Annotated in this window: 43 protein-coding genes; 4 read left to right on the top strand and 39 right to left on the bottom strand. The window is 62.9% G+C overall.

The window, feature by feature from the left end:
* Positions 1–193: 193 nt before the first annotated feature.
* A complete protein-coding gene (locus AB0I28_RS12635) occupies positions 194–670 on the bottom strand; it encodes a hypothetical protein (RefSeq protein WP_357492583.1) in 477 nt (158 codons plus the stop codon).
* On the bottom strand, positions 667–1,149 hold the full coding sequence (locus AB0I28_RS12630; protein WP_357492581.1) for a hypothetical protein: 483 nt from the start codon (positions 1,147–1,149) through the stop codon (positions 667–669). Before AB0I28_RS12630 ends, AB0I28_RS12635 begins: the two co-directional genes overlap by 4 nt.
* Positions 1,150–1,387: 238 nt before the next feature.
* On the opposite strand from AB0I28_RS12630, the gene AB0I28_RS12625 reads away from it, so the two are divergent.
* Positions 1,388–1,816 (top strand): hypothetical protein, encoded by a 429-nt coding sequence (locus AB0I28_RS12625; protein ID WP_357492579.1) that lies wholly within the window; start codon positions 1,388–1,390, stop codon positions 1,814–1,816.
* Here the strand turns inward: AB0I28_RS12625 and AB0I28_RS12620 are convergent.
* The 10 genes from AB0I28_RS12620 to AB0I28_RS12575 are packed head-to-tail and all read right to left on the bottom strand — an operon-like array spanning position 1,813 to position 6,979.
* Entirely contained in the window at positions 1,813–2,205 is a 393-nt protein-coding gene (locus AB0I28_RS12620) for a hypothetical protein (RefSeq protein ID WP_357492577.1), read from the bottom strand. The genes AB0I28_RS12625 and AB0I28_RS12620 overlap by 4 nt on opposite strands.
* Positions 2,195–2,584 carry a hypothetical protein gene (locus tag AB0I28_RS12615; RefSeq protein ID WP_357492575.1) on the bottom strand — a complete coding sequence of 130 codons (390 nt, stop codon included), beginning with the start codon at positions 2,582–2,584 and terminating at the stop codon, positions 2,195–2,197. The genes AB0I28_RS12620 and AB0I28_RS12615 overlap by 11 nt, the downstream gene beginning before the upstream one ends.
* The gene (locus AB0I28_RS12610) at positions 2,584–2,907 is read right to left on the bottom strand and encodes a hypothetical protein (RefSeq protein WP_357492574.1); all 324 of its coding nucleotides are present in this window, start codon (positions 2,905–2,907) and stop codon (positions 2,584–2,586) included. The genes AB0I28_RS12615 and AB0I28_RS12610 overlap by 1 nt, the downstream gene beginning before the upstream one ends.
* 39 nt (positions 2,908–2,946) lie before the next feature.
* Positions 2,947–3,342 carry a DUF6093 family protein gene (locus AB0I28_RS12605; RefSeq protein ID WP_357492572.1) on the bottom strand — a complete coding sequence of 132 codons (396 nt, stop codon included), beginning with the start codon at positions 3,340–3,342 and terminating at the stop codon, positions 2,947–2,949.
* Positions 3,339–3,968 (bottom strand): hypothetical protein, encoded by a 630-nt coding sequence (locus AB0I28_RS12600; protein WP_357492570.1) that lies wholly within the window; start codon positions 3,966–3,968, stop codon positions 3,339–3,341. Before AB0I28_RS12600 ends, AB0I28_RS12605 begins: the two co-directional genes overlap by 4 nt.
* Positions 3,969–3,982: 14 nt before the next feature.
* Entirely contained in the window at positions 3,983–4,294 is a 312-nt protein-coding gene (locus AB0I28_RS12595; RefSeq protein ID WP_357492568.1) for a hypothetical protein, read from the bottom strand.
* 48 nt (positions 4,295–4,342) lie between these two features.
* Entirely contained in the window at positions 4,343–5,638 is a 1,296-nt protein-coding gene (locus AB0I28_RS12590) for a hypothetical protein (protein WP_357492566.1), read from the bottom strand.
* A complete protein-coding gene (locus tag AB0I28_RS12585; RefSeq protein ID WP_357492564.1) occupies positions 5,638–5,826 on the bottom strand; it encodes a ribosomal-processing cysteine protease Prp in 189 nt (62 codons plus the stop codon). The genes AB0I28_RS12590 and AB0I28_RS12585 overlap by 1 nt, the downstream gene beginning before the upstream one ends.
* Positions 5,826–6,449 (bottom strand): hypothetical protein, encoded by a 624-nt coding sequence (locus AB0I28_RS12580; RefSeq protein WP_357492562.1) that lies wholly within the window; start codon positions 6,447–6,449, stop codon positions 5,826–5,828. The genes AB0I28_RS12585 and AB0I28_RS12580 overlap by 1 nt, the downstream gene beginning before the upstream one ends.
* Before the next feature lie 50 nt (positions 6,450–6,499).
* Positions 6,500–6,979: a hypothetical protein gene (locus AB0I28_RS12575; protein WP_357492560.1), complete on the bottom strand. Its 480-nt coding sequence runs from the start codon at positions 6,977–6,979 to the stop codon at positions 6,500–6,502.
* A 196-nt stretch (positions 6,980–7,175) separates the two neighbouring features.
* Between AB0I28_RS12575 and AB0I28_RS12570 the strand changes: the two genes are divergently transcribed.
* On the top strand, positions 7,176–7,412 hold the full coding sequence (locus tag AB0I28_RS12570) for a hypothetical protein (RefSeq protein ID WP_357492558.1): 237 nt from the start codon (positions 7,176–7,178) through the stop codon (positions 7,410–7,412).
* Positions 7,413–7,527: 115 nt separating this feature from the next.
* On the opposite strand, the gene AB0I28_RS12565 is transcribed toward AB0I28_RS12570, so the two are convergent.
* The 6 genes from AB0I28_RS12565 to AB0I28_RS12540 form a co-directional block, all read right to left on the bottom strand.
* The gene (locus AB0I28_RS12565) at positions 7,528–8,898 is read right to left on the bottom strand and encodes a phage portal protein (RefSeq protein ID WP_357492556.1); all 1,371 of its coding nucleotides are present in this window, start codon (positions 8,896–8,898) and stop codon (positions 7,528–7,530) included.
* Positions 8,899–8,923: 25 nt separating this feature from the next.
* On the bottom strand, positions 8,924–10,426 hold the full coding sequence (locus tag AB0I28_RS12560; RefSeq protein WP_357492555.1) for a hypothetical protein: 1,503 nt from the start codon (positions 10,424–10,426) through the stop codon (positions 8,924–8,926).
* 162 nt (positions 10,427–10,588) lie between these two features.
* A complete protein-coding gene (locus AB0I28_RS12555; RefSeq protein WP_357492553.1) occupies positions 10,589–10,972 on the bottom strand; it encodes a hypothetical protein in 384 nt (127 codons plus the stop codon).
* An 882-nt stretch (positions 10,973–11,854) separates the two neighbouring features.
* Positions 11,855–12,025 carry a hypothetical protein gene (locus AB0I28_RS12550; protein ID WP_357492551.1) on the bottom strand — a complete coding sequence of 57 codons (171 nt, stop codon included), beginning with the start codon at positions 12,023–12,025 and terminating at the stop codon, positions 11,855–11,857.
* A gap of 94 nt (positions 12,026–12,119) precedes the next feature.
* The gene (locus AB0I28_RS12545; RefSeq protein ID WP_357492549.1) at positions 12,120–12,389 is read right to left on the bottom strand and encodes a hypothetical protein; all 270 of its coding nucleotides are present in this window, start codon (positions 12,387–12,389) and stop codon (positions 12,120–12,122) included.
* Entirely contained in the window at positions 12,389–12,619 is a 231-nt protein-coding gene (locus tag AB0I28_RS12540) for a hypothetical protein (RefSeq protein WP_357492547.1), read from the bottom strand. The genes AB0I28_RS12545 and AB0I28_RS12540 overlap by 1 nt, the downstream gene beginning before the upstream one ends.
* A gap of 131 nt (positions 12,620–12,750) precedes the next feature.
* On the opposite strand from AB0I28_RS12540, the gene AB0I28_RS12535 reads away from it, so the two are divergent.
* Complete coding sequence (locus AB0I28_RS12535; RefSeq protein ID WP_357492545.1) at positions 12,751–13,167, top strand: hypothetical protein; 417 nt, start codon at positions 12,751–12,753, stop codon at positions 13,165–13,167.
* Between the two features lie 536 nt (positions 13,168–13,703).
* Here AB0I28_RS12535 and AB0I28_RS12530 read toward each other — a convergent pair.
* From AB0I28_RS12530 to AB0I28_RS12430, 21 genes are all read right to left on the bottom strand, one after another.
* Positions 13,704–14,273 (bottom strand): hypothetical protein, encoded by a 570-nt coding sequence (locus AB0I28_RS12530; protein ID WP_357492543.1) that lies wholly within the window; start codon positions 14,271–14,273, stop codon positions 13,704–13,706.
* Between the two features lie 330 nt (positions 14,274–14,603).
* On the bottom strand, positions 14,604–14,786 hold the full coding sequence (locus AB0I28_RS12525) for a hypothetical protein (RefSeq protein ID WP_357492541.1): 183 nt from the start codon (positions 14,784–14,786) through the stop codon (positions 14,604–14,606).
* A gap of 28 nt (positions 14,787–14,814) precedes the next feature.
* Positions 14,815–15,327: an NUMOD4 motif-containing HNH endonuclease gene (locus tag AB0I28_RS12520; RefSeq protein WP_357492539.1), complete on the bottom strand. Its 513-nt coding sequence runs from the start codon at positions 15,325–15,327 to the stop codon at positions 14,815–14,817.
* 45 nt (positions 15,328–15,372) lie between these two features.
* Positions 15,373–15,546 carry a hypothetical protein gene (locus AB0I28_RS12515; RefSeq protein ID WP_357492537.1) on the bottom strand — a complete coding sequence of 58 codons (174 nt, stop codon included), beginning with the start codon at positions 15,544–15,546 and terminating at the stop codon, positions 15,373–15,375.
* A gap of 74 nt (positions 15,547–15,620) precedes the next feature.
* Positions 15,621–15,989, bottom strand: a complete 369-nt coding sequence (locus AB0I28_RS12510; RefSeq protein WP_357492535.1) for a hypothetical protein — start codon at positions 15,987–15,989, stop codon at positions 15,621–15,623.
* Positions 15,986–17,110 (bottom strand): hypothetical protein, encoded by a 1,125-nt coding sequence (locus AB0I28_RS12505; RefSeq protein ID WP_357492533.1) that lies wholly within the window; start codon positions 17,108–17,110, stop codon positions 15,986–15,988. The genes AB0I28_RS12510 and AB0I28_RS12505 overlap by 4 nt, the downstream gene beginning before the upstream one ends.
* Positions 17,107–17,466: a hypothetical protein gene (locus tag AB0I28_RS12500; RefSeq protein WP_357492531.1), complete on the bottom strand. Its 360-nt coding sequence runs from the start codon at positions 17,464–17,466 to the stop codon at positions 17,107–17,109. Before AB0I28_RS12500 ends, AB0I28_RS12505 begins: the two co-directional genes overlap by 4 nt.
* Positions 17,467–17,496: 30 nt before the next feature.
* The gene (locus AB0I28_RS12495; protein ID WP_357492529.1) at positions 17,497–17,748 is read right to left on the bottom strand and encodes a hypothetical protein; all 252 of its coding nucleotides are present in this window, start codon (positions 17,746–17,748) and stop codon (positions 17,497–17,499) included.
* Positions 17,745–17,951: a hypothetical protein gene (locus AB0I28_RS12490; RefSeq protein ID WP_357492527.1), complete on the bottom strand. Its 207-nt coding sequence runs from the start codon at positions 17,949–17,951 to the stop codon at positions 17,745–17,747. Before AB0I28_RS12490 ends, AB0I28_RS12495 begins: the two co-directional genes overlap by 4 nt.
* Complete coding sequence (locus AB0I28_RS12485) at positions 17,948–18,151, bottom strand: hypothetical protein (RefSeq protein ID WP_357492525.1); 204 nt, start codon at positions 18,149–18,151, stop codon at positions 17,948–17,950. Before AB0I28_RS12485 ends, AB0I28_RS12490 begins: the two co-directional genes overlap by 4 nt.
* Entirely contained in the window at positions 18,144–18,329 is a 186-nt protein-coding gene (locus tag AB0I28_RS12480) for a hypothetical protein (RefSeq protein WP_357492523.1), read from the bottom strand. Before AB0I28_RS12480 ends, AB0I28_RS12485 begins: the two co-directional genes overlap by 8 nt.
* Positions 18,330–18,499: 170 nt before the next feature.
* On the bottom strand, positions 18,500–18,811 hold the full coding sequence (locus tag AB0I28_RS12475; RefSeq protein ID WP_357492521.1) for a hypothetical protein: 312 nt from the start codon (positions 18,809–18,811) through the stop codon (positions 18,500–18,502).
* A 313-nt stretch (positions 18,812–19,124) separates the two neighbouring features.
* Positions 19,125–19,331, bottom strand: a complete 207-nt coding sequence (locus AB0I28_RS12470) for a hypothetical protein (RefSeq protein WP_357492519.1) — start codon at positions 19,329–19,331, stop codon at positions 19,125–19,127.
* Complete coding sequence (locus AB0I28_RS12465) at positions 19,328–19,567, bottom strand: hypothetical protein (protein ID WP_357492517.1); 240 nt, start codon at positions 19,565–19,567, stop codon at positions 19,328–19,330. The genes AB0I28_RS12470 and AB0I28_RS12465 overlap by 4 nt, the downstream gene beginning before the upstream one ends.
* Before the next feature lie 30 nt (positions 19,568–19,597).
* Positions 19,598–19,867 (bottom strand): hypothetical protein, encoded by a 270-nt coding sequence (locus tag AB0I28_RS12460; protein WP_357492515.1) that lies wholly within the window; start codon positions 19,865–19,867, stop codon positions 19,598–19,600.
* Complete coding sequence (gene dcd / locus AB0I28_RS12455) at positions 19,864–20,454, bottom strand: dCTP deaminase (protein ID WP_357492513.1); 591 nt, start codon at positions 20,452–20,454, stop codon at positions 19,864–19,866. Before dcd ends, AB0I28_RS12460 begins: the two co-directional genes overlap by 4 nt.
* Entirely contained in the window at positions 20,441–20,758 is a 318-nt protein-coding gene (locus AB0I28_RS12450; protein WP_357492511.1) for a hypothetical protein, read from the bottom strand. The genes dcd and AB0I28_RS12450 overlap by 14 nt, the downstream gene beginning before the upstream one ends.
* Positions 20,759–20,775: 17 nt before the next feature.
* Positions 20,776–21,258 (bottom strand): hypothetical protein, encoded by a 483-nt coding sequence (locus tag AB0I28_RS12445; RefSeq protein ID WP_357492509.1) that lies wholly within the window; start codon positions 21,256–21,258, stop codon positions 20,776–20,778.
* Positions 21,245–21,640: a hypothetical protein gene (locus AB0I28_RS12440; RefSeq protein ID WP_357492507.1), complete on the bottom strand. Its 396-nt coding sequence runs from the start codon at positions 21,638–21,640 to the stop codon at positions 21,245–21,247. Before AB0I28_RS12440 ends, AB0I28_RS12445 begins: the two co-directional genes overlap by 14 nt.
* Positions 21,640–21,912 carry a hypothetical protein gene (locus tag AB0I28_RS12435; RefSeq protein WP_357492505.1) on the bottom strand — a complete coding sequence of 91 codons (273 nt, stop codon included), beginning with the start codon at positions 21,910–21,912 and terminating at the stop codon, positions 21,640–21,642. Before AB0I28_RS12435 ends, AB0I28_RS12440 begins: the two co-directional genes overlap by 1 nt.
* Positions 21,909–22,478 (bottom strand): hypothetical protein, encoded by a 570-nt coding sequence (locus AB0I28_RS12430; protein ID WP_357492503.1) that lies wholly within the window; start codon positions 22,476–22,478, stop codon positions 21,909–21,911. The genes AB0I28_RS12435 and AB0I28_RS12430 overlap by 4 nt, the downstream gene beginning before the upstream one ends.
* A 329-nt stretch (positions 22,479–22,807) precedes the next feature.
* Here AB0I28_RS12430 and AB0I28_RS12425 point away from each other — a divergent pair, with 329 nt between their 5' ends.
* A complete protein-coding gene (locus AB0I28_RS12425; RefSeq protein ID WP_357492501.1) occupies positions 22,808–23,035 on the top strand; it encodes a helix-turn-helix domain-containing protein in 228 nt (75 codons plus the stop codon).
* The last annotated feature ends 88 nt before the right edge of the window (positions 23,036–23,123 follow it).

The following is a 23,123-nucleotide window of genomic DNA, read 5'->3' as shown; positions in this document are numbered from 1 at the left end:
TGATGCGCGAGAATCCACGACCGCTCGGTCTCGTCCCATTCAGGTTCGATCGTTGTCACCGTGTGCCGGATCCGGCCCTGGTCGTCGTACTCGTACTCCGTGAGAGTCTGCGGTTCCCAGCCGTTGAAGCGTTTGAGGCTGATCCCCAAATCTCTCGCCGCCTCGACCTTGAGGCGCAGCGAAGGCGACTCCGTTAGCCGCCTCTGGAGAAAGGGACCTGCCCGCCATACCGGTTCAACCGGACCGCAGTGACCAGGAGCCGTTCCCACTCCTCGGACGTGATCACGTCCAAGAGCATCTCGAAGCCCTCGTCATCGAGGACAGGTTCGACCATGCAGGCCCGCAGGATCGCCGGCTTGAACGTCAGGTCGTTGATGCCCATCTCGCGGTCCTGGAGGACATCAGTGCGCGGAGGATGCTCGGCAGTGAGAGCGTCATACTTCCGCGCCCCCAGAGCCCGGAGCTTCACGGTCAGGATCGACGCCTCGATCTCCTTGCGGAGGCCCGCGCGCTTCTCCGCGTGCGGGTCCGCGAGAGAGTCGGACTCAGGAATCGAGTCGTACTCCTCCACCAAGTGAGGAGCGAGGCACAACTCCAGTTTCGTTTCGGGAAGCTTCGCCTTCTTGAGCGCGGCAGGGATAGCTGCCCGGCGAGCGGCGCGGTTCGTCACGCGGCCAGCACCGCCCGCAGCTCCGGCTCCGAGGCCATGAACAGCGGCACCTCGTAGCGGTCCGTGGTGTTCTTCTCCGCCTCCATCCACGACGTCTCACCGCAGATCGACGGGTACACCTGAACCTCCTGCGCCGCGATCGCGGCAGTCGCCACGTCGATCGAGCGACGGATGACGAGATTGCCCTCCGTGTTTCGTGTGAGAGTCGCGTACGGGGTATCGCCACCGGTCTGCTTCTTCAGCCGCAGGCCAGTACCCGAGAACGACGCCATGCCCGCAAGGGCAGTATCGAACTTCGACGCGAGCGACGTGTTATCGACCGCCGCCGTTTCCGCCTTGAAACCCATCAGCCCGTCACGGGTCAGGATGGTCTCCAGGGGAATCCCCGCCGCCAGCTCATCGAGAGTCGGGGCCGCGATGTTCGCGATGGTGGGAACCCACCACACCTTGACTGTTCCATCGACAACAATGTCAGACATTAGCTCGATTCCTTTCGGCTCTTGGTGCGAGCCGGAACCGGCTCGGATTCCTCACTCGGTTCGCTGATCTCCCCGACGGGGACCCAGTTTTTGTTCCGCCACGCGTCAACGGCGTCCACAGCGCACTCCCATGTGCCCTTTACGTCCGGATTCGTGTTGCGGAGAGTCACGCGGCCCTTGGCCATGGCGGTCTCCTTGACCTACTGATCAAGCCGAAACGGGCGTAACCTCAGGCGGTATGGACACGCCCGACCGGATCGCCCGCCGGCCACTCGTCATCACCGCCGCAATCACGGCGGGACTCCTACTCATCGGATTGCAGATTTGGGCTCTCTGGCCCTCAGCGCTCGACCGGTTGAAAGACCGCGACGAGTCAGGCGGAGTAGCTTGCGAACTCCTAGTCCAATGGCTCGACGGGGACCTTTATGAAGCCGCGCCAGACGACCCGAAGGCCAGGACTGACGCGTTCGCGAAGCTCACCGCAGGCCAGTTGGTGTCTGAAGCAACGACCCCAGCCATTCATGCGACCTGGACAGGGGGCGGGGACGTTGACGCCCTACCGGGTGTCGTCGACCCCATCCCGATTCACGGCGTGAACCTCCCTGGCCTCTACAAAGCCTGTGAAGCTGAGGGGATCGACATGCCACCGAAGACGGATGTGTTCTAGTCATCGGACTTGAAACACCACACGTCGCGCTGGGATATCACCGGGTACCCCAGTGACTCATCCCTGCCAGCCGGGCTTCCGTCTTCCCAGTAGATCGGCCAGCAGGTTTTCCCAGCCACGACAGGTTTCACACCGTTCAATTGGGCACGGACGAAACTCCGGATCAGCCTCGCACCTGCATCGGTATTCGCGACGCAGTACGTGTAGATCCAGCAGGACTGTTCACCGGGAATGAAGTTCGGGTCATCCGGTTCGAGTTCACGCATCCCGATATAGACCCGCACGTACGCCGATGGTGGACTCGCGGGAACCTCATCATCGAAGACGACCAGGTCCGGATGTGCTTTCAGGAGGGCGATGGCTGCTTCCGCATGCGGGTCATCTGCCATCCAGTACCTCCCCCTGGACCTTCGCCAACTCTGCGAGCAGAATCGGGGTTTCCTTCCGGAGCGCCATCAAGCCAGCGGGGATCGGCTTGTTCTTCGGGCCACCGAACTCGATGATGTTCCCGAGCGCGCCCTGAGGGCGGTCCTTATCGGGACCGATCTCGACCTTCACCGAAGTGAAACTTGACACGAAGTCGAACGACACAGACCTAGCCAACGGCTTAATGTACGAGTGCCCCAACCAGGTGTCACGCCAGTCGTTCTTGATGTTCACAGATGCTTTCTTGACGACCGCGTGAACCTTCGGAACCAAGCGTGCTTCGAACCGGCCGAGGTCCGCTTCCCACTTCCGCAGACCGGACGACTCGACCCTGATCTGCATCAGAACCTCAAGACGGCCCGAGTGACACTGGTGGTCGCCGACCAGGTGAGAGCCACCGAGTTCGTTTCGGAATCGAGGTACTGGATGAGGAGGGGAATCAGCGCGATCGCGCCAGCAGCGATCGTGTACTCCTTGTCCGGGACGGCTGTCCCGAACACGTCATTCCCGGGCGTGGTCAGAGTGACCGTTTTCGGGGACGCGTCACCATTGCGAACCAGTAGCCACAGACCCGCACCGACAGGGCATGTGTCCCCGGATGCAGCAGCGCCCATCGTGACCGCTGTACCCGCGATAGACGGGATTTGGGCAGCAATAAGAGCCATCTCGGCTCCTTCCATGAAGAGGGCCGAGACAGCCCGGGTTTATCCAGCAGGGTCGATCAGAATGCCCTTGTGCATCGTGCCGTGGGTTTTGACGAATTCACTTCGGATCCTGAATGTGGAACCGACGTTCGCGGGTTGAGTAGGACTAGCCGTGATCATCACGATGTCGTTCACTTTAAACGTCACATCGGCAGGCAACTGGAGTTCCGTCCGCAGCATCACGAGCCCGGCTTCACCAATGTCCCGCTCAGCCGACCAGTCACCACGGGACTGGAGACGGCACTTCCCCTCGTACACGGTTTCCACCGGTTGAGTGGACTGCCCATCGGGCCCCGTGACCCGTGGACCAGTTGCACGCTCAATCCGGCACGTGTCCGTCATCAACGCCTCAGCCCTGGCACGGCCACGAGCCAACGCCCCCAGCAAGGCACTCATCCGAGCCTCACACTGAACGCCGACCCCCGACGCACGCCGGCAGTCGTCACCGCAGCGAGGATGTTGTTCACCTGCGCCGCACCCAGCATCTCCGTCGCACGGATCTCGGTGTAGTCGTCGATCGTGACCTGGCGCAGCCCCTCAGGGTTCGACGCCAGCGCCTGAGCGACATCGAGAGTGATGGACTGAACCGCGTCCGGAATCGTCACGTACCCATGTGAGTACGTGACCTGAACCCTCGGGGTCCACACACCCATGACGCGAGCCCACGGCCACGACCGGAGCCTCGTAGAGAAGTAGTAGGGGTGGCCACGGGTCAGTTCCGACCCGATCCGTTCGAAGTCCCTGCCGGCCAAGACCGTCAAGTCGGGTGCCCCGAAGTCCCCGAGTTCCACGACCGTCAACGGGTTGTCCCCATCGACGACCACAGGCCGCTCAGGAAGTTTCAGGACTTTCGTGTTGCCCACGAGGTCCACGGTTTCCTGCGACACGAACGTGAACGTCTGCCTAGCTACCCCACGCACCATCCCGGATGCGTGGGTCACCGCCTGGAGCGCCAAATCCGCGTCCATGTCCGGCTGCTGGAGCCGTTCCTTCAAGGCGTCAGCCGTCGCCAAGGGGTCCATGGAAACCCCCTCGGTTACTCGTCACCCATGAGCTTGCGGAGCTTCCCGAGCAGAGTCACGCGGGGCTTGTCTTTCGCTTCCTCAGCCAGTAGCGCCTCAAGAGCCCTGTCGGGGTCTTCACCGACCCACGCCAGGACATCATCGGCACTCCCGTCGGGAAGTCCCTCCGGTGTCTCGGGGACTTCGGGGGCGTCGAGGCATTCGACCGGTCCGCCACCGGCAGCGAGGTATTCCGCCAAGCCACCCTCGATGACGTCGCCCTCCTTGAGGACATGAACGCCGTAGTTGAAATAGGTACTGCACGTCTCGGTTACACGAACACGCATGTCATCCTCCAAGGGAGCGGGGACCCGAAGGCCCCCGCCCGCCGTGTCTTAGCCGTGTTCGATGACCACAGCGCGCTTGTAGAGAGCGGCGTCGTTGTTCGCCAGGGAATCCGACGGGACACCGTAGTCGCCCACCCACGACCAAGTCGTGGACAGGTTCTGCTGGAGACGGTCGCTCGGGGGGCGAACGATCATCGCGACGTCCACACCGGACGCGACATTGATCATCGAGATCTCCGGGACATCCTGGACACCAGTACCGCCCAGGAGAGTGCCCATGTCCGCGAACGGGGCCGCGATCAGCGCACCCGCACCCATCACGACCGGGCGGTGAACAGTCACCGTTCCCGCCGAGCCGCCCAGGAGAGTCGGGGCCTCGTTGTTGCGGACCCAGTCGATGCCACCGAACACACCGATCGACAGGTTCCGGTACACGTCCGAGTCACCGCGACCCTGGTAGAGGGCCTGGAACTCCGTGTCGGAGAACAGCTGCGCCTCGGTGTCAGGGTCGACGTGCGCGACGTAGGAGCCGTTGACGGTCGGGACGTTCATCTTCCGGAGACGAGTAACCGCCGACCGGAAGTGCGAGAACTTCACGACGTTCGACGCCGACAGGTCGTAGGCGGTGTCGCCCGCGACACGGATCGTGGTCGGAGCGTTCGCCGCCACAACGTAGTCACCCGCGACATCGACACGAGTGGTGCCGAGAGTCAGCGTGTTCGTGCCGGTGTCAACACCAGTGACAGTGTTCGCGACACCCTCGATGCTGACCGTGAGCGGGTTCGACGCCGACACAGGAGTCGGGACACCATTGACGAGGACATGCGTGAACCCGTTCACGGACTCGACGATCATCGACGTGTCCGTGGTCGCCGCAGCAGTCACCCACGTGCGGCCACCCGCGTAAGCCCGGTACAGCTCGTTGCGGGCAATGCGGTTGATGGACTGGCCGGCGTTGATGCCGAGAGTCTGAACATCGGCGATGTACTTCGACGCCAGCGCCATCGAGGAATTCAGCATGTTCGTGTCGACGGAGTTCGCGTACTGGTCCATCGTCACGGACCACTGCTCGATGCCGTACGTCGCGGCCGACGGGTCGGAACCCGTGATCGCGGTCGTCACCGGAGTGAGGAGGCCCTTGCGGGTGAAGGTCTTGGTGTCACCGAGGCCACCCGACCAGGGCTCGGCGTCAGCGATGGCGGGATAGATGAACTCGGGCCGCAGCGCCTCCTGGAACACCCTGTCGAGCAGGCCGTTCTGGAGCATCGCGCGGATCGCGGCCGGGACCGTGGACCGCACGTCGTGGCGGTCGAGCCGGAACCAGGACCGTACGGTCATAGTCATTACTTCTCCTTGATGTGGATGGACACTAGGTCCGGGTACTGCCCAGCGACGTGTTCGAGGCCGAGCAGCGCCGTTTGTGTGATGGCTGAGACCGCTGCACACACACGCCCCTCAAGGACGTGGCCTTCATGACCGTCCACCTGGAGGGAGAATGTCCCGTCGCCGAGTTCGGCGTTGATGGTGATCACTACCGCAGCCGCACCCCGAACTTGTCCAGTTCGGCTTTCAGCTCAGCGGAGTCAGCGGTACGGAAATCAACCGGCTTGTCTTCCCCCCGGGGCCCTTGTGACGGGTCCGGGCGGGGAGTCTTCGGTTTCGGGGCCTCCACAGTGGGCTTCGCCCAATGCGGTTTGCGCTCCAGGAGATCGGCGAGGGCGTCACCGATCGCGTCAGTGTCGACATCCCCGTCAGCGGACAGGAACTTCGAGGTGTCCCTACCAAGGAACTCGGCGGCATCGCTCGGGTCAGCGAACGAGCCCGACGCGAGTGCCTTCACCTCAGCGGTGACCGCCCGGGTAAGAGCCTGCTCGGCGCGCTTCTCGGCGGCGTCGCGAGCGGCTTCGAGCTTCTCGGACTCCGTCTGGTTGGCGGCCTCGATGTCGTCGAGGCGCTTGGCCTTATCGGCGTTGTCCTTCGCGCGGCGCTCGTTCTCGCGAGCCCGGCGCTTCCAGTAGTCGACGGTCTCCGACGGCTTCGGTTTCGCCTCTTCCTCCGGTTCCTCCGGAGGGGTCTCGATCTCCTCGGGTTCCTCCACGGGAGGCGTTTCGTCATCGTCGTGGCGCCCAAGGTCGAACCAGTGATGCTTGAACATGTGTTGTCTCCCGTTGCGGGATGGGTTCACGGCCGTTGCGGCCGAGCCGGCTACAGGACGTAGCCGAAGTTCGTGAGGAGGCGGATCACTTCTGTCCGGTCTTTCGAGCCGGCGAGGATCTGCTCCACAGTGGGGCGACGGGACTTCGCGAACCGGTAGGACCCGGTTGACCCGTCGGAGCGCGTGAACGTCCGCCCTTTACGGAGGAGTTCGCTGTACCGGGCGGCCTTCTCGCGCGAGAACGTCACGTTCATGTACGTCCCAGTCGTGGATCGGCCAAGGAGCCGGTCCACGTCGCGGGCGAGCATGCGTGCCCCGGCGACACCTCTGCGTGTCGTGGCCGTACGGGTGTACTTCCTGCCCCCAGCGGTGTACATGCCCCGGCGGGAGTTGACGACCTGCGAAGGGTCAGCGCCGAGCTTCACGGCCGTTATCTCGGCTTTCGAGACACCCCTGACCTGGCCTGACTCGAATGCGTGACGTGGGCTGTACAGGAGCGAGTCATCGGCTTGTACGGCGGGAATGTGCACACAGTCGCAGTGGGTGGGGGTGGCGCTTGAAACCAGCGGACCACCTGTACCACCTCCCCGCGAGGATGGCGCACCTTCCGCACGACGGCGGAGACAGTGCCCGGTAGTAGCCCGTGACATGCCTGCGTGCACCCATGCCAGCCGCGACGGCCTGACGGGCGGAGTCCGTGACTGTTGTTCCGAGGATCATCAGCAGTTGAGACTGGGACTGCTGCAACGCTGCCCCAGCGAGGAATCCCGCGTCGACCTGGTGCAGGGCATCCACGGCGGGAAGGGTCATGAGTGTGTCCAGCGGGCGCCCATCGACGGTCCCCATGAACCCATCAGGGTTCACCTGTCGGTCACCTGCACCGACCATGGCGGTGAGGTACGGTTCCGCCGCTTCGGCCGCAACGAGTTCCGCCGCGACCACCAGGGCGAGAACGTCAGGTAGGAGATCCCGCCATGTTCCCGCGATGTCGGCACGACTGATCCGGCGCCACAGTCCCAGCATCAACGCAGCGGCATGCTTGTTGACCGCCTTGATGTCCTGGTAGTACGCGGCGACGTCAGGCGGCAGATTCAACAGGCACCTCACCCGGAAGCACGTCATCGTCGGGGACGTCTTCGCCCATCGCGCGGCGAGCGTCAGCGGCGTCCATCTTCCGCATCCGGGCCCGCTGAACCGACGTGTACCCAAGGTCTTCACGGGTCTGCTCCGTCGGGACGATCCCAGCCGCGTGAAGCTTCGTCGACGCGTCAGCCTTCTGCGCGACAGTCGGAGTCGACGCATCCCGCCACAGCGTCTCCAGACGGTGCAGGGAGTCATCCCAGCGGCTCGTCTGAATGCGGTGAGCAATGCGCATCGTCCGCTCCCACGCGCCACCGAACGCCCTCTGGCGTCGCTCCGCGCGCTTCACCAACCTGGCCTCACTCGACCGGATCGCATCCGCGCTAGCGGGGTTGTCTGTCGAGAAGCCAAGGAACTGCGGCGGCAGGGCACCCAGAGACGCGACAATTCGCGCCAACTGATTCAGGGTCTCGTGGAAGTTCGAGAGGTTCGCTTCCGGGAACTGTCCAACCTCGGCGCCCTCGTTCTTGCCCTTCAGCATTGCCCACACGCGCCCGGCGACCTTCGACCAGCCCGTCACAGGCCGGTTGTGCTCGTCAGTGAAGTCCGCCTCATCCGCTCCGAGCACATACCGGCGCGGCATGGCATGGAACTCCGCAGACACCATCATGTCCGTCGCGATCTTGTTCGCGGCCATCGACAGCGGAACGATCGACGCGAGTTCCGACCTGCCACCCGGGCACTTCAACCTCGGACGGTTCACGATCGGGACGACCGGAACCACACCCAGATCATGCATGTCGGGCTCAAAGTCCGGGTTCAAAACCCACTGGCCGTTCTTCCTCAACCACCAAGACGTTTCGTTCGGGAGATAGAGGGACGCGTACTCAATCGCCGGTCCCTCAGGCTGGTCCTCTTTCCACGTCTTCACAGCGGAAGTGACAGCACGAGTCCGGGAATCGAAATCGGCGTACACCTGGAGAGGGGACTCCACCGTCACCAACGGCAGCCCACCCACTTCATCGTTGGCGCCCGTGATCGTGAACGCCCGCTTCATGACCAGCGCGTCAACATGCCCCTGCTGGGACACCTCATCGAGGTCGTTGAACTGCCAGATGTCCCACAGGTCATCATCGGCCTCAGCGGCGTCCCGGAGACGGAACCCCTCCACGTCCAAGCGCTCATCCAGACTGTCCACCACGAGTTCGGGCCAGTTGATGACGACCTGCTGGAGACGGTCATCCAACTCCGCCAACAGTTCAGGGTGAATGTAGGAGAGGTCCATCGTGCCCTCGTAGTGGGCGTTGAGTTCCCTGAGGTCCGTCAGTTCCTTCTTGTGACAGTCCAGTAGGTACTTGAGCTGGTCCACGGGTTCGGGAGCCACAATGCCTCCCTCACCTGATGACGAGCACCCTCGACGAACGGCGTTTGAATTCGTTGGCTTTCATGGCATCCAGGTACGCCTGCCACGACAAAACCCCGCACATCGCGAGGTCGATTTTGAACGGGGAATCCGAACGTTCCTTCTCGATCGTCCACAACGGACGGGCATGCTCATCCAAGAGCCGCACGTCCCGGCGACACGCCTTACCGATATGCCGCGCGAACGCTTCATCCCCGTCATGGCTCACAGCACCCGACCGGATCGCCTCCGCGTACGCACCGACCGCTGTCGCGATCCTGCGCGTGTTCCGCGAATCCGTGTAGTACTCGAAGACTTTCTTCGTGCCGTGCTTCGACGACCACCGGGCGAGAGCATTCGACCAACCGAACGCCGGGTCACCGTAGAGACGAGCAATCGAGTAGTGATCGAAAGCCTCAGCGACTTTCAAGTCAACCTGTGTCTCATCGACTTCCCACTCATCCGTGCCGTCGTGCTCCCACACAGCCCACTTCGACTGGTGACCGTCCATCGTCGTCAACACAAGACCGGTCGCATCAGACCACTTCGAACCATCGAACCCGAGCGTCGCCGGCTCCAGCTTGGGAACCACGAAGTCAAGAAGCTGCAAGTCCTTCCAGCGCCCCGAATCGAACGCCTGCCGAGCCGACTGCTTCCGCCGACCAAGCCACACCCGCTCAAAGTAGGCTTCATTCCCGCGACGCTTCGCCTGATGGTGAAGGGACGCGATGTTCTCGACCTGGCCCTCAAAGTCCTCCCACGTAGCAATCGCGGGACCACTCGCTTCCCGGATCGCTGCCTTCAACTGCTCCGGGTCGTCCAGGTTCTCGCCCTCACGCGGGGCCGCCTCACGATGGAAGAAGAAGTACGTCCCATCAACGACCTTCCCCGACGCGATCTGCTCCGCCTCCTCATGGGAGGCCTCCTGCACCGACCCGTCACCCGGTGTCCCCGGAGTGGACGTCTCGAACGTCCACGGGTCAGCGATCGGGCGCTTCGGGATGTTCTGCAACATCGTCTCGTGCGCCTCAACCTGGCGCGGCAACACCCAACGGTGCGGTTCATCAACATGCTGGAACGTCGTCCGGGCGCCATCACGCGCATCCGGGCTCGACGCGAGAGCAGTAGCCTTACCGTCCGCCCGGCCCCGGTCATCGAGCCGCAGAATCCGGTCCAAGCCGATATCGAACAAGTCCGGGTCAGCGCCCTCAGAACACATCATGTGAAGAGCGGCGTACGCCAACTCCTCCGTCTGCTCCTCCGTGTACGCGACCATCGGGATGTACGGGTCAGTCACAGGGCGACCGACCGGGACCCACACCCCATGCTCTTTCCGGAACCCATCCGTACGGACAGGACCCTCCGGGTGCAACTCCGCGAACGCGATCGCCGCAGCAAGCTCAGTCTTCGCAGTACCCTTCCGCAGACTCAGAACACAACGCTTGAAACGCCGCTTCCCCTCACGGGCATGACCCCTCGGGTACACCTCGTACATGCGGTACAAGAAAGCCTTCTTGTCCGCGTCCAACTTGTACGGGCGCGTCTTCAAGTCCCCAGGGCCATGAACACACCGGTCCTCAAGGAAGTCACACACCTGCGGGCCAAGAGTCGGCCAAGGCTCCTCGTCATACGGAGGCACCATCAAGGTGCCCACCGGCTACACCGCTTTCAAGCGAGGAACGTCCGCCAGGAACCCGCGAGGATCATCAGCCGGTTTCGACTTCGAAGCTGAAACAGTCCGCCGCTTCCGGCCCTTCTCCTGCGCGTCCTCCGACCGCTCGATCTCCCACTGGAGCCGGCGCCTGTCCATCGGCGTCAACCCGAAACACTGCCGCTGCAACCTGATCTCAGCCGCCAGCGCAGTCGTCGGAGCCGTCCAGAACTGGTCCACCAACGCAGCCAACAGGAACAGGCCGTGACGGTCAGAGTTGTTGTACTCCGGGGCCATCGGTGACGCCCACACGTCAGCCCACCACTCCACAGTCCGGTGATGCCACTCGACATCCCCAGGCAACTCGGGGGCCTCCACGTCGTGAACCATCGACAGGACAGTGTTCGTGCTCGTTTTGTTGCGACGCTGACGCGTCGAAGGGTCTTTCGGGTGAAGAGGCATGACGAGTCACTTCCTACCGTTACGGCGTGGTGGAACCAGCCATTCCGGCGGGTCACACAGAGTGAGGATTGGTGATCAGAAAGTCCAGAGGATCCGTACGCAGAAAAATCCCGCTCCCCAGCGGTCCGCCTTGCCGGCTACGGAGGGTTATCCCCCCCGGTCAGGGCCTTGATCGGATGGCTTCTCTCGAAAGGCTTAAGTCTCTGACCTGCGGTGACGCTGGGTGAAGCCGCCTTTTTGATCTTCTGTTGTTGACGTTCTGTAACCGTGGCAGCTTGCGCAGAGTGCGCGTCCGTGCGTTGGGTCGTGGGGGTCCATGCCTTGATCTACTAGTCGACGCCTCGACAGTGGCCAGTGGTCGGCGACTGTGGGCGGGGTGGGGCATGGGGTACCGGGATGGGTGTGGTGGTCTAGTGGACAGGCGCAAGGAGCGAGGGGTCCACGTGGGTCAGGTCTGAGTACTCGTGCCCTGAACGTCTTGTGTGCCCTGCTGGTGTAGCCGCGTTCGCTTGCCGTGCCTCGCTGCTTGTCGTGTGTGCGCCGGCAGTCGATGCATCTACCGGGCCGGGGTACACCCGTGCCGCAGTCGGTGCAGACACTCCATGCTCTTGCTCTACCCATCACCGCTCCGGTGCACGGGGCATGCCGAGTCGGGTGTGGCGCAGAAGGGGCAGCGCTTGGCTTCCCTCTCTCTGACTTCCCTGTCGTCGTCCCGCTTCGTTGCTTGTGGCGTGGGGCCGCAGAGGCACGTGTCGTAGGAGATGTGATCCACGACGTCGTTGCACGGCATCGTGTGGATAGGGACGTCCATCACGCGACCAGGAGGATTGAGGCGGCACGGACAGCGTCACTGCCGCACAGGGTCCACAGGACCCGGGACCGCTGCTCCGGCGTGAACCCAGCCAGCTTCGTCTTGAGGCCGGACAGGATCTCGTCCACGTCACCACCGACGTTGAGTTCACCCAGCAGGGCAGCACCCATGTCTGTTGGGAACGTGAGGCGCTGACGCAGGACCCGGAGAGACGTCACAGCATCAGGTCCAGTGAGACCAGCGGCAGCGAGACAGGACAGGTGGTCAGTCACGGTCGGCTCCGGTCTGCAAGAACTCGGCCGCGTCCCGGATCCCCGTGTACGACTGCCCATCGAGGAAGTCAGCACGGAAATCCAGCCAGGCCGCGAGCTCTGACCGCTGCTCGCGAGTGAGTCCGATGTTGTGCAGCATCGCGGCGGCGTCCTTCCGGAGCCGGTCACGCTTAGCGATCCACGCGGCTCGCTTGTCGGCTTGTGCCTGTTCGCCGGCGGCGGTGGCTCGGGCCATCATCGCTTCGAACTCGTTCGGGTCCATCACGCGTCGTTCCGTGCGATGGGGATCTCCACATGGTGGGTCACGTGCGCGTAGTCAGTCCGGTAGGCAGGCTGACCATCGTCGCCGAAGACATCCACTTCAACCGTCACAGTCTTGAAGCCGATTGACATGCCCCGGAAGTGCTTCACAGGGATATCAACAGCTTCGAGGAACGCGACGATGGCCTTGATGTCGATCGCGGGAGGAAGGTCGGGAGTGTGGTACTGCATGGTTCTCCTTGGAAGCGGGGAAGCGAGGTGAAACGCTCGGTCCAGCGCTTCCCAGACCGGACCGAGCGGGCATGTGAGGACTGAACGAACAGCCCAACAGGGACAGCCGAGAAAAGACGTAACGTCAAGGGATGCCCGGACTCAACAAAGATCAACAAATCAAGACCGTCGGCGAAGGACTCGCGATCGGGTTCCTCAACCTCGGTGTACGCGCCATCACCACGAACAAGCTCGCTGTTGAACACGCATGGCGGATGCAGTGGCGCGACTGGTCGAAACGCTCAACGTTCCCGAGCGTGAAAGCTGACCTCGACATCAACCACGGTTACGGGCAGGTCATCCACGACAGCGACCGGCGCATGAACACTGCTGGCGCTTTCAAGCGGGAAGGCCAGTGGTTCTACCCGTACAGGTGGGACAAGACCTGGAGCCTTGAGGAGTGCCTGACGCTGTGTCGGGAGAAGTCTGTGTCGCTTGAGGAGTGGACTGACCTCGCGCGGTTGTTGGTGGAGGAGTTGAAAGACGACGAAGTGGTTTACGCCGGCTAGTCACTGCCCTGTTGGAGTACGGCCGCGATGTTGATCCACCTGTCCGCTATCTGCGGGAGGAGATCCATCAACTGGCGGTCCGTTTCGTCCTGTGCCGCATCCAAGAGGACAGCGGCTTTCGTGAGCGCCTCTTGGATAGTGGGGCATTCAGTGCGGACCGGCTTGTTGCTCATGCCGTCACCAGGTCCGTGAGGGGTTTCCTGTGGCACCTGTTGCGTTTCCTGCGGGTATCTTTCTCCGCTTGTGTCAACTCGGTCCACGAGTACCGTGCGGCCTTGTACTTGCCCCTACGGTCAACGACGGTGAGCTTGACTTTCACGCCCGGTTCCGGTTCCCATCCGCGTGATGCCCACATGCCCACGACCTTGGATGACACACAGAGCCTTTCGGCTGCTTCGGAGACGGTGAGAGGAACCAATGACCACCTCCGGGTATGACGAAAGCCCCAATCCCGGTGAGGGTTGGGGCTTCGGCTTTGGATACGAGGTACCGGAAGAAAGGTAACACGAGATCAACTCGGAATGCAAGAGTGGGAGCTATGCCGCCTGTCCTGTGGCGTACAGCCCCACCCAACGCTCGTATTCGGCCGGGTTCATCAGGTTCCCGCAACCGTCATGGGCCTCTTTGCATTCCACATAGTCATCGCCTGCATCGCGGTAGAGGACCATCAGGTCGCAGCGGGGGCAGGGGACACCGCGTTTGTGTTCCGGCCGCGCCTTCGAATGCCCTGTGGCGGCGTACAACGCTCCTGTGAGCCCCTTGAGGTCTTCAGCCATCTCGTACATGGCGGGATGGGTTTGGGACGCCCAGTCGAGCCTCAGGCCGAGCCAGCGGCACAAGTCCGAGACCGTGCCCTTGGGGCGGTGCTCACCTCGGATCTCTCGCCAGTCGTCGGCCCATGCCGTGAGGACCGCGAGAGTGGGGACGTGGCCTGACTGGTCACCGTACGTGTCGTGGACTGTTCCTGTCCCGGGGACGGTCATGAGGTCCAGGACGCTCACACGGACACCGAGGGAGATCTCTTGTGACCCGGTGATCTGGTCACCAGCAACAGTGGAGCCCGGTGTCGCGTCCAAGAGCGCGAACAGGTCCGGGATCTCCTTCAACTGCCCGTTGATGCGGCCGTGGCAGTACCCGCACACCAGCCAGCCAGGGTCACAACGGTTCGCCGGCGGTCGTGAGGGCTTCGCTTCCTTGTCGCCGTCTCTGCCGTACAGGGGACACACTTGGCACGTCGTCATTGGTCCTCCGTGATCCAGCGGTGCCCACTGATTCCTACATGGTGGGTAATGCGGCACTCCGCGCAGTATTCCTTGTGGACGTCAGTGGAGTCGGGGGCGACTGGGGTTAGGCGGCCTGAGTGTTCAGCGCCGCAGGTGTTCCATCGGTCTTGAGCGGCTTGGCATCCCTCACGGCTAGCGCGTCCGAAGGTCATGTCAGGCTCCGTCCCGATCGGTGAGGTACTTCCCGAGTGCTTCATGCAGCAGACGGGCTGTTGCTAGGGACATGCGGTCAGCGCAGCATTCGGAGTAGACGAGTACCCCGTCCTTGTCGACTTCCACGGAGTAGTCGGAAAGCGGGTCGCCCGGGTTGAACTCTGTGAGAGTCAGGTAGATCATGTCAGGCTCCACTCTGGGTTGAAACCGATCATCGCTTCGACCAGACACGCCTACATGTCCGGCAAATCCGCGTGTTCGGCTTCGATGCGACTCTGTAGGTGTTGGCCTCGTCATAGGGATGCCCGTTGCGGCAGTGCGTCTTGGCTACGTTGTAGTCAGTTCCGTGACGACGCTTGTCTCTAGCGTTCTCTGACGGAGTTCCGTACGCAAGATTGGACACGTGCGGGTTCTGCTTATCCCCGTCGAGGTGTCTGACTTCCATTCCCTCGGGTCGCGGCCCAAGGAACGCTGCGGCGACAAGGCGATGCACCTCACGCGTCTTCTGGCGACCTTCCTGGACCAGCGACACCAGTGTGTACCCACGCATGCCAGTCCTGACCGTAAGAACACCACCCTGAGTATGCCGCCGGGGACGGCTCCAGACTCGACCATGGGTCGACACCTTGTACGTCTCTTCGTACCCGGGAAGTGGCAACCATCGCTCGCCCGGAAGTGGCACGAAGGGCTTCGTCGATTTGAATTCGAACTCACGGGGATCCATGCTGTCTCCTCAGGGTGGGGGCACCTGCCCGTGCCCCCCGAATGGCTAGGCGTGTCCATTGTGGTTGTCGATCACGTCATGAATGTTCGGGGACCAGCGGTCCACTTCCTCGGCCCGGAACGTGAACGGCCGCCACTTCACGCACCAGTCGGCGACGTAGTTGTCAGCCTGTTCCCGAGTCAACTGCTTCTCAAGACGGAGGTCCCCGAGTTCTTCCATCAACGCGTGGTGTCGACGGTCTTCCCAGTCTGCGAGTTGAGCCGACCACCACGTCTTGAAGGCGCCCCTGATACTCACTGCGTCTCCCGCGAGCGGACGTTGAGGATCGCGGTCACAACAGGGTTCTTCAGTGCCTCGTGCATTGCCTCAGCGTTACGCATGGCTTCCTCGCACGTGACGCCCCACGACTGGCCGACCTCAACCATGCGCCTTGCAACCTCGACGGCTTCCGGTGTTTCACACCAAGCCCTGAAAGCGGCCTCTTGCTCTGCGCGGCGTTCCTGTTCTCTGTGGCCCGCTGGCGTGTACCGCAGCCACAGCCAGTGCCCGGCTCGTGAAAGCGGGGCCTCGAAGATGCGGTACAGGAAGTAGGCGAGGAACGGCAGCAGTGCGGCCGTCACTCCCCACATGGCTCCGGTGAAGACGTGCAGGACGTCAGTCATCGTGTTCCTCTCGGGTCGATCCTGCGGGGATTCCGCCGGCGAACCGTGGGTCCCGTGTTGCGGGACTGGCGGGCCTGTAGAGCCCTCTCACGGGCTGTTACACGGCCCCACGGTTCGCCTTCCATGAGCCTGCCCGCGACCTCCTCAAGCCGCCTCAGGGTCCATTCATGGTCGTTGGCGACCTGCTCGACTTCCCCAGCCTCATGTGGAGGTAGGAGTGCCCGGACCCGGTTGACTGCCTGTTCCCAGTCGGCGAGGTGCGCCACGAGCCTGTGGTAGTGGGTCAGCCACGCCGCCATCGGGTCAAGGGGGGCAGTCTGGCGAGACGAGTGGATTGTGGATTCACTGCGGCCAACGGCCTGAACCTGCCCGGAGGTCGTGTTGATCGCGACCTGCATCGCATGGAGTGATGCCTCCCACTCGACCATGGCCTGTACCGCGAATTGTTGGATCCGTTCCATGCGGGGGCGGTGGTACTCCCGAAGTGCATCCGCTGAGTTGTTCGCGGCGATCCCGTCCAGTAGCCGCTGAGGGATCAGCGCTTCCTCGGGCGGCTCTACCCCGTGTGCATCGTAGATCGACAGGTCAGCACGGATCCGCTCCACAGGACCAGCAGCCCGCATTTCGAGCAAGGCGTGACTGTCCCCGGAAGTGCACTCCCATGCGCACATGTGCACCTCACCGATGAGTGATTCCTCACCGAGCGCGACGCGAAGCCGGATCGGGTTCCCCGCTGGGATGTCCAGTGCGCGGTTCGTGTGCTCCAGTGGGACTCGCGCGGTCGCCGACCATTCGGCCAACTGCCCGGGGTTGTTGCGGATCGTCACTTCCGCCAGGACCGGGATCGGCCCGTCAGCGGCGTCGAGGACGGCATGGCAGAGGCCGAGGATGGTCGTCCCTGCTGGCCACTCCACGAGAGGTGGGTGGGCAATCGCCTGCTCCCAAACTTCCGGAGCAATCCACGGCCCCTCTTCGTCGTCCGAGGGGTCGTCTCCGCGTTCGTCGGCGTACCACGTGGCGCTGTCGCAACTGCCGTGCCACGTCACGTACTCCGTGACCGTCTCGTCAATCGCTGCGAGTGTCGCGTTCATAGCCGCGTCACGGGTCTCCGCGTAGCTCACTGCCCCTCCTGTTCACGGCTAGTGGTGTTTCCTACATAGGTGCCACGCTCACGGGCGGGAGACAGCGACTCAAGGCAGATTGGGCACGTCACCCGACTTACGTCCGTTGTGTGCCATGTGCACTCACGGATCCCGCACGCGGGCAACCCGACCGAGTAATGAGTGTCAGCGACCAAAGGAACTGGCTCCATCGCCTTCACCTGAGCGTCAACCGCACGCTTCACGGCCTGGAGAACCTTGCCTCCAAGGTCATCAGCCGGGTCACACTCGTCATCCGGGAGGTTCGAATCCAGCACGATCGAGTACGACACGCCCTTGTAGGACCCGGACATCTCGTACCGGTTCGCGGCGGTCATGTTGTCTCCTTCGTTCGCCGGCGGTTCAGGTCAGGCATCATGGGACTCCAGCGCCCTGATTCGCTTCATGAACCGCTCAGCAACCGCGTCCTCGCAGTGCTGGGTGTGGTCGTCAATGACCTCGGTGAGTGCCTTGTGGCGGGCCTCGGGGGCATCGTCGGGGAACACTGTGACCCCTGTGGAGTGGTCGCAGTTGCAGACGATGCGGACCACAGGCTTCTCGCTGTGCCCGACCGTCGACCACTTCAAGGACTTCACGTAGTGCCACACGATCGGGGTCACGGCTGGACCTCCAGCCTTTCCTTCGCGGCGAGCAGGAAACTCGACGTGATGTCATTCGGTGCGCAACACCAGAACCCGCCACACGAAGACGCCTTCAACGTGTCCACCAAGAGCCCGAGAGCGTGGATCACGTCGGTGTTGTGGCCGTCGGTGTGCTCGTTGAGGTTCGATACGAACCGGTCCATGTGGGCGTCGGTGGTCACTGGACTTCCTCCCATGGGGTAGTGGAGACAGTGGTTGTGATCGTCCGCGACTTGATGTACGCGCCCGGGTGGTCCTCGATGAACACCCACAATTCACGGCGGGCGTCGGCTTCATCTACGCACAGGATGCTCAGTGGCGGATCGGCGCTCGGGATGAACACAGCCCACTCGGTCTTGGTGCGGGTCTCGACCTCACTCATCGACGTCCTCGCCCTCAATCCACCGAGCCAGCTCAAGCAACTCATCACGCGTCATGTCGTCCCTGTCGAACCCGACCTCATCAGCGAGGGCAGTGATGCCCTCAATGCGTTCCTCGTCTCGCTTCGCCATGTCGTACGCGAGCCGGTTCCTCAACGCGGCATCCCAGTCAGCTCCCATTGCTGATCTCCTCCGCCTGAATGTGGTTCTCCGGGATATCCGCACGACCCCTGTTGTGACCCGCCGGGAGGACACACCCACCCCACGCGCCACACGGGTCCTCAGCCACCGCACGACCCGTCCGGTACAAGTCCCGCACAAGGCTGGCCTTCGAATCGAGCCGGTTCCACTTACGCTTCATTGCTGATCTCCTCTGTGGGGCCGGCGGAACGGCTGGCCTCGATCTCGTCAGCCCACTTCGTGAGCCTGTCCGCGAGTTCATCGCATTCGACGCACGGACCCCAGTCGACGCCGACCTTGCTGAGCAGCGGGTCGTAGCTGTCGGAAAACCACTTCACGTCGCACGTCTCAACGGCATGCTCGGCCCGTTCCCGGAACGCGGCAGCCAGAGCCGTAGTTGTCTTGGCCGTGTACTGCTTCCGTGTCGCTTTCGAGCCCGCGTCAGGGTTGTACGGCAACTCCCGGGCGATCACTGCATCCACAGCGGCAGTAACAGACGGATGGTCACTCACTTGATAACCGCCTTGTAAACATTGAGAGCCCTGTGCGCCATCAAAAGCAACGCCCGAACCCTCTCCGGGTCGAACCCCTCAGGCCAGACCTCACCCGACCTCGATGCAATGTCATAGGACATACGCTCCAGCGCGGTTGAACACCGAGAGCGGGTGGTCTTCCATTCCGCTTCGATGCGCTTCGCCACGTCACAGGCATTGCAGAGACGGTCTTGTGTGGGCGCACCGTGAGGGTTGAGCCCTGTGCCGTGGTCACAGTTGGCGCAGGTGCGTTCCCGGCCGCTCATGTCTGGGTTCCTTCCTCAGCGATACCGGCAGACGGGCCGTACTTGTCCAGCAAACCCTCAACAGCGGCCGAAGCAACACGCCAACGGCAGGCGTTCTCCTCCACAGTGGAAGCGGACCCGATGCGCTTGAACTCGACCCACGCCGACTCCCACGCGGGCTCCATCCATGCCTTCTCTTCGGCCGTGAACTGGCGGTCAGTCATCGCGTTTCCTCCAGTTCGGCGGACGCTTCACGGTCCGCCATCGTCCACTCAGTGGTACGCATGTAGCCGAGCCGAGTCAGGTACTCATCAGCGGCTGACAGGACCTCAGCGGGCCACTCACGGCCATGGAAGTCGCCCTTCACGCCAACCCGGCTCTCGGTCGGTGCAATGAACAGGGACGGCGGCACAATATCGTGTGAGTAGGCGCCATCGTGGACGGTGACGGATCGCTTCATGTCTGTTCCTTCCTTGAGAGCCAGACGGCCCTACCCGGCAGAGCGCCACTCGGTGGACTCAATGTCGTCGGCCCATCCGTTGAAGATCTGCGTGAACATGCGAGCCTCCGACGACTCGAACTGGGCGAAGTGCTCGGCACGCTCGCGGTAGCCACTCACGACCGCCGTTGCGGCGTCCTCGATGTAGCCCTCCCGGGCCGTCGTAGAGAAGCGGTCCGCGTCCCAGGTGATCCCGTTGTAGTCGCGAGCCCAAAGGGCCTCAGCGGCGTGCTGGACGGTCGTGTTGGGGTGCTTGATCATGTCGTTTCCTTTCGGGTCGGCCAGACACGCCAGCCGTCATATGTCCTTGAAGGGGTCGGGCCGACTTGACCCTGGTAGTGGGAGCCGATGGACTTCGAGCCGTAGGGGTGTTCTGCCGGGGAGCTGAGCTGGAACACACACAACTGCCCGATCCGCATACCCGGCCACAACGTGATCGGCAGGTTCGCGACGTTGCTCAATTCCAACGTGACGTGTCCTGAGAAGCCCGGGTCCACCCATCCGGCGGTCGAGTGAACCTGGAGCCCGAGACGACCGAGGGAGCTTTTACCTTCGCAGCGAGCGGCGAGCGATGCTGACAGGGACACGGTTTCGAGAGTGCTCCCGAGAACGAACTCTCCGGGGTGAAGAACAAGAGGATCACCTTCCTGAATTTCGATGAGTTGAGTCAGATCGTCCTGCCGCTGAGACGGGTCGATGTGCGTGTACCGCGAGTTGTTGAACACCCGGAACCATCTGTCCAGACGCACATCCACACTCGCCGGCTGAACCAGTTCAGGTGTCCACGGGTCCAGGGTGAGGCGGCCGGAAGCGACCGCCCCACGCAAGTCACGGTCACTCAGCAGCATGCGCCCGCTCCACGATCTCCATCAGATCCTTGCGCAGCGAATCACCGACGCAGAACCAGTCGTACTTAAACGGGGTCGCATGGCTCTTCAGCTTCAGCGCCCAATCCTCACCGAGGGTGGAGCGGGTGAACCGGAACTCCTGAACCTCAACCGCAGCCCAACGAACAGGATCGGTCACGTACTCAAAGGGAGGAAGCTCCGAGATCGTGAGCGACACGACAGTTTCGCCGTCAGGGTCGAACTCAGCCCAGACTCGCTGGACTGCGTAGTAGGCGGGGATTTCCTCGTAGAAGTGCTTGTACATGGTTCTCCTTCGTGGGGTTAGAGGGCGGTACGAGAGTCCCAGCCTTGGGTCAACCGAGTCGGCCACAACAGGCCAGCACGCCGCGCCTGCCGACGCCGACGGTCACGCCGGACCCAGTAGTCAGCCTCATTCCGTGCCCGCTGGCGAACCAGCTCAACAGGCAAAGGGCGGCGGTCAATGATCACGCCATCCCAGAACGGGCGTCCATCGTCACCAAGGACTCCATCTGGCGGGTCAAGCAAGTGAACGATCCGCTGCTGCTTGTCACGCAACTGGTAGAACATGCTGTTGTCGTTGCGGATATCCACAGTCCACAGTTCGTCCTCGGCCCATTCACCGCCGTCCCATGCGGGGTACGCGGACCATGCGCAGACAACGACCACGAACCGGGTGACGGTGTTCCCGTAGCGCTGCCAGATCCACAGCCGATTGTGCAGCTTGCCCTTCGCGTCGAGATCCTGGAAGCCCTTCCCGGGACTCCACGGCCTAGGTCGCGCCATTGCCTTCTCCGTCCTGTGTGTACCGGGCAGCTCCGGCGGACTGGAAGCCAACCTCTCGAAGCCCCTCAATCACAGTTCCCACCGTCACATGGCGCTGGAAGCCCAACCGCTTCGCCGGATGATCAAACGTGCCCCCCATCCGAGACAGGAACACCTGCCAGCGCAGTTCCGGACGGAACAGTTCCGACAACTGCCAGACGTGCCCATACCAACCGTCACCAGATGCGGACCAGCCAGCCACGTGATGAGGCGGGATCGCATGCCGGATACGAGACAGAACAACACCCTGTCGATGCAAGACCCGCAGCAGCTCACGAAGTGAAACCTCCGGTGCGCCTTCGGTGGCCGGAACCGTGTCAAGTCCATCCAGGACGGTCTGCATCACTCCACCCCCAGCACGAACCGGACACCGGCTTCATCCATGCGAGACAAATCGATCACTCCACCCAGATCCGACGCAACATCGAACATCGCCCGGTGAACATGGAACAGAGCGAACATGTGCGACGACGGGACCTGCTCCTTGTCCCCGAACATGCTCGTCTCCCTGTGCGCATCGAATACGTCTTTCCGACCTAGGTCACCATCGATGTCCTCGGCAAGGATCCGGGCGTACTCACCGGTCATGTCAGCGGTCAGCTTCACGGTGCTCATCGGGCAGTCCATTCGGGGCAGGTCTGGGCAGAATCTGTAGTAGTGGACTCACGCGCTTCAGCAGCAGCGATCCGACCATTCAGTCGGTCAAGGCGGCGCTTCAACTCGGTGAAACGCTGAAGGTCACGGTCAAGCTTCGCGAAACGGCGGACACCAGCACGACGGGCAGCGCGGGACCGAGCATTCGGGGAAAGGTTCACGACCGCCATATCTCCGCAGTCGTCACCGGTGATCGCATCCATCTGCGCCTGCACTCGGTTACGTTCATCCCGTAGCGACACAGCGGACCGGTAGACGCGCGGCTTCCGGTCCCGCTTCGGCTGCGGCTCGGGCTCCAGAAATGCGATGTCCACGAGGTTCTCGTCACCCTCGCAGATAAACCACTCCAGCAGCGGCGGCCGGTGGCGCAGGTTGATCTGCGGGTTCGCATCCGGGTACTCGGCCTTGATGCGGGCGATCGTCGCGGCAGCGGCCTCCTCAAGGGGATTCGCGGCGACCCACTCAGCCTGTCGGGCCAGCAGCAGATCCATGTACTCGTCACGGGTCAAGCGGGTCATCGGGTCCATCGTGGGCTCCTCTCGGGGTTGGCTGGGGCGGGTGTCCGCCCCGGCGGGGTGGTCTACGTCTTCGGGGCGGACTTCGCGCGAATCTTGGCCTCGACCCTGCGGTTGAACGCGCAGATCGGGCATCCGCAAGTTGCGGAATTGTGGAAGATCACCGTGGGCGTTTCGTTCGGCCTGTTCGTGGCGGGCTCCTTCGGTGGTTCTTGGGCGTACCCCTAGCGTACGCTTGAGGTTGACGAAACGCAACCTCAAGGAGCAGCTAGATGCGTTATAGCCACACGGACACTCGGTTCTGGACGATCGGACTCCACCCGACCGATACCCTCATGCCTGTGCCCACACCCGACCCCGACGACCTGTTGCCCGAAGTCGTCACCGCGACCGGCGCAGCCGAAATCCTCGGCAGGTCCCGGCAGATGGTCGTCAAGCTCGCCGACGGCGGAAAGCTCAAAGGACGGCGCGCGGACGGGAACGGCGCATGGATCTTCCGGCGCGAGTACATCGAGGAACAAGCGCGACTCATGGGTGGAAAGAAGCGCACGGGAGTCCACGTCGACTGAGCCCCTGAGCGGTCCTCTACGCCCCGGACCCCACCCGAGCCCCACACCCGACCCCGATACACGTCCCATGAGGCACACAGGCGCGTTA

It is taken from the genome of Phytomonospora sp. NPDC050363, from assembly GCF_040655735.1.
GTDB lineage: Bacteria > Actinomycetota > Actinomycetes > Mycobacteriales > Micromonosporaceae > Phytomonospora.
Note: the sequence above shows the minus strand (reverse complement) of the source record. Positions and strands in the feature narration are given on the sequence as shown.